The 3,599-nt window shown below is 44.7% G+C and carries 3 protein-coding genes; all 3 read left to right on the forward strand.

Annotated features, from left to right (window positions below; all coding sequences use genetic code 11):
* The first annotated feature begins 292 nt into the window (after nt 1–292).
* On the forward strand, nt 293–1,963 hold the full coding sequence (locus AS194_RS01100; protein ID WP_058023654.1) for an alpha-keto acid decarboxylase family protein: 1,671 nt from the start codon (nt 293–295) through the stop codon (nt 1,961–1,963).
* Between the two features lie 192 nt (nt 1,964–2,155).
* Entirely contained in the window at nt 2,156–2,491 is a 336-nt protein-coding gene (locus AS194_RS01105; protein WP_058023655.1) for a GlpM family protein, read from the forward strand.
* A gap of 347 nt (nt 2,492–2,838) precedes the next feature.
* Nucleotides 2,839–3,599: potassium/proton antiporter (locus tag AS194_RS01110; RefSeq protein WP_083499557.1), on the forward strand; the 761-nt coding region annotated here is incomplete at its 3' end.

Below are 3,599 nucleotides of genomic sequence, written 5' to 3' on the forward strand. Positions count from 1 at the left end.
GCAAGGTTATGCTCTACCACTGAGCTAATCCCGCTGATTCATCGTTTGATTAACTATCATCAGATGATGAAGGCGTATTATACGCAGTTTTTTTTATGTGTCAACACCTATGATAAAAAAAATTGAAGTTATTAAAATAGGCATGTCTTCTATCTACAAATGTATGTTATAACGGTTCATTATAATATGTATTCCAAAAGCTTTGCATACATAAATAAGCTGGTATACATATTATGATTTAATCACATTCACAATTATCAATACTTACGAAGATAAGTTATAAGGATAAAAAATGAGTCAACAGTATACTATCGCTGATTATTTGTTTGATCGTGTCGCAGAAGCAGGTGCCTCTGAGATATTCGGCGTACCAGGCGATTTTAACTTAACCTTTTTGGACAATGTCCTTGCTTCTGATAAGCTGCGCTGGGTGGGTAACACCAATGAGCTAAATGCTGGCTATGCGGCTGATGGCTACGCCCGCGAGCGTGGGTTTGCCGCCATGGTGACGACTTTTGGCGTAGGCGAGCTGTCAGCGATTAACGCGACCGCAGGCTCTTTTGCTGAGTACGCGCCAGTATTGCACATCGTAGGTGCACCAAGCACAGCTTTGCAAGACGCAAAACGCCGTATTCATCATTCGCTTGGCGATGGCGTATTTAATCATTTTATTAAGATGGTTGAGCCCGTGACGGTAGCACGAGCGCAGCTTACTCCTGAAAATGCCGCCTCAGAAATTGATCGAGTAATTCGATTGATTCTCAAAAAGCATCGCCCAGGTTATCTGCTGCTATCACCTGACGTTGCGCGTCAGCCTATTTATCCGCCAACAACCAAGCTGATTGATAGCCAAGAAGACATCACCAGTCAATCGGCATTGGCAGATTTCAAGCAAGCGCTCACCGAGTTCTTGCCAAACAAAACCACGACGCTCATGGCAGATTTGATGGTGCATCGTTTGGGGTTGCAGTCACAGCTCAAAGCACTGATTGCTGATACAGACATTCCTTATACCACGCTATCGTGGGGCAAAACGCTGCTTGATGAAAACAGCGAGCGCTGGGCCGGGACTTATGCAGGCGTTGCCTCGCGTCCCATTGTCAAAGACGCGGTAGAAAACTGCGAATGTCTGATCAAAGTAGGGGTGCAATATACCGACACGACCACCGCGGGATTTAGCCAAGATATTGACGAGAGTATAGTAGTAGACTTGCATTATGAGCGTGCTTCTATTAGTGGTAAGAACTTTGCACCGATTGCCTTGCAAGATGCATTACAGGCCCTGCACGAAGTCATGACCTCTGGTATCGACATCGTACCAAAGCCTTTTTGTGAGCCAGTCAAACCACATGAGCAGAAGGGCAGGGATGATGAGGCAATTCGCCAAGATGACCTATGGCACATTATTGCTGATTGCTTAGATCGTAATAACCTAGTGTTCTCTGAGCAAGGAACGGCCTATTTTGGCATCAGTGATGTGCGTTTGCCAGAAGGGGTGACCTCCTATGGGCAGCCAATGTGGGGCTCGATTGGCTACACATTACCAGCCAGCTTAGGTGCTGCTATCGCGTCACCGAATAAACGCAGTGTTTTATTGATTGGTGATGGTTCAGCACTGCTCACTATCCAAGAGCTGGCGGTCATGATTCAAGAGCGTATCAATCCAGTCATCGTCCTAATCAATAACGACGGCTATACCGTAGAGCGTGCGATTCATGGTGAAAACCAATACTACAACGATATCCCAAAATGCGATTGGCAGATCATGCCAAAAGCGTTTGGCGCAACCGAAGCGAATAGCTTACTACTCAAAGCAGAAACAGCAGGTGAGCTAAAAGCGGCTTTAAACAAAGCTGCCGAGACTACCGATAAGCTAGTAATGATTGAGGTCATCGCAGATAAGCATGATATACCCCCATTGCTAGCAGACATCAGCGCGGCACTAAAGCCAAAAAAGGATTAAGTAATTCGTAAAAGCTTTCTTAATAAAAGTAACAGCCCCATTTAGCAGCGTAGCTAAATGGGGTTTTTTGCGTTTTTTTTATCACACGGGTCAATTAATCAGCGATGCCTCTTATGTCAATTTGTAGACTCTAGTATGATGGCTGATTGGGCTATGTTCAGCCCGTCATACTCAATAGGAGAGTGATCCATCATGATCTGGCTAAAAATGCTCATTGGCGCTTTGATGGTATTGGCAATTCAATTATTTGCACAAACGCGATTTTTTTATCTGGCGGCGCTTGCACCTCTTTTCCCCACGTTTACGCTCATCAGTCACTTCATTGTTGGTACTGAGCGCAGTCCTACTGATTTAAGGGTTGCCCTGATATTTAGTATGCTGGGTGTGATACCGCATTTGATTTATACCTTGGTGGTATTTTTTAGCATCAGTTATATGAGCTTATATAAGGCATTATTGTTAGGCGTTGTCGCTTGGACAGTAGCCGCCGCCATTTTGGTACTGACATGGCAGTATATTCAGGGCTAAATAGTCAAGCGTAACTATTTAAATTTAATTGTGTAGGCCTAAATACTGTCAAAAGTTAGGATAAAAAATGGCTAAACAAAGGTCATAAGTTCATAGGTACGCGCTGGTATATTCGATAACTTTTCTCGAAATATTGTCTATAAACTTAGTAGCAGATGTTACTCTTAATGCCGATATAGAGTCAGTGTAAATTTCTTGTGTTAATAGCTCTGACAATCGTTGCTGATGAGAAACTCTCTGGCGTGATATCTAATAACAGTGCGATAACGGAAATATTTTCGCAATCAAGTACTATTATGCTTCATTCAATATTGATGCAATAACTATAAAAAACAGGGCTTTAAAAAATGGATACCTTGAATATCCTATACCTCGTAGGGGCAGTACTTATTTTCGCCAGTATCATGGCGAGTACGTTATCGGCGCGTTTGGGTGTGCCCTTGCTATTGCTGTTTTTGATCGTCGGTATGTTGGCAGGCGAGCAGGGTATCTTAGGTATTGAGTTTTCTCAATATGGGCTGGCCAATTTTGTGGGTCAAGCGGCGCTTGCTTGTATTCTATTAGATGGTGGTCTACGCACGTCTTTTAAGTCGTTTCGGGTCGGTCTAAAACCTGCGATTACCTTGGCTACTTGGGGCGTGTTGGTCACGGTTTTGGTGCTCGGGGTATTTGTTACTTGGTTGCTCGATGTCGACTGGCGCTTTGGGCTATTGATGGCTGCGATTGTGGGCTCAACCGATGCGGCCGCTGTATTCTCTCTACTACGTAATGGCGGGGTCAAACTCAACGACCGTGTCCAAGCCACGCTTGAGCTAGAGTCTGGTGCCAACGATCCCTTGGCCATTTTATTGGTGACGGGGTTAATTTCTCTAAACGTCGACCCTGCTGGTCAGACAGCATTTGGCTTTTTGGTTTTACTGTTTCAACAGCTGAGCTTTGGGTTGGGCATGGGCCTGCTCTTTGGTTATTTGCTCTCTCGGTTATTACCCAAGATACATCTGGCAGAGGGTATGTATGCCATTTTGATACTCTCAGCGGGCTTGGCGGTATTTGCTGCGACCAACTTGATTGGCGGTAGTGGGTTTTTGGCGGTGTATCTGACAGGGGT

Origin of the sequence: Psychrobacter piscatorii (assembly GCF_001444505.1) — a bacterium.
Classification (GTDB): Bacteria; Pseudomonadota; Gammaproteobacteria; order Pseudomonadales; family Moraxellaceae; genus Psychrobacter; species Psychrobacter piscatorii_B.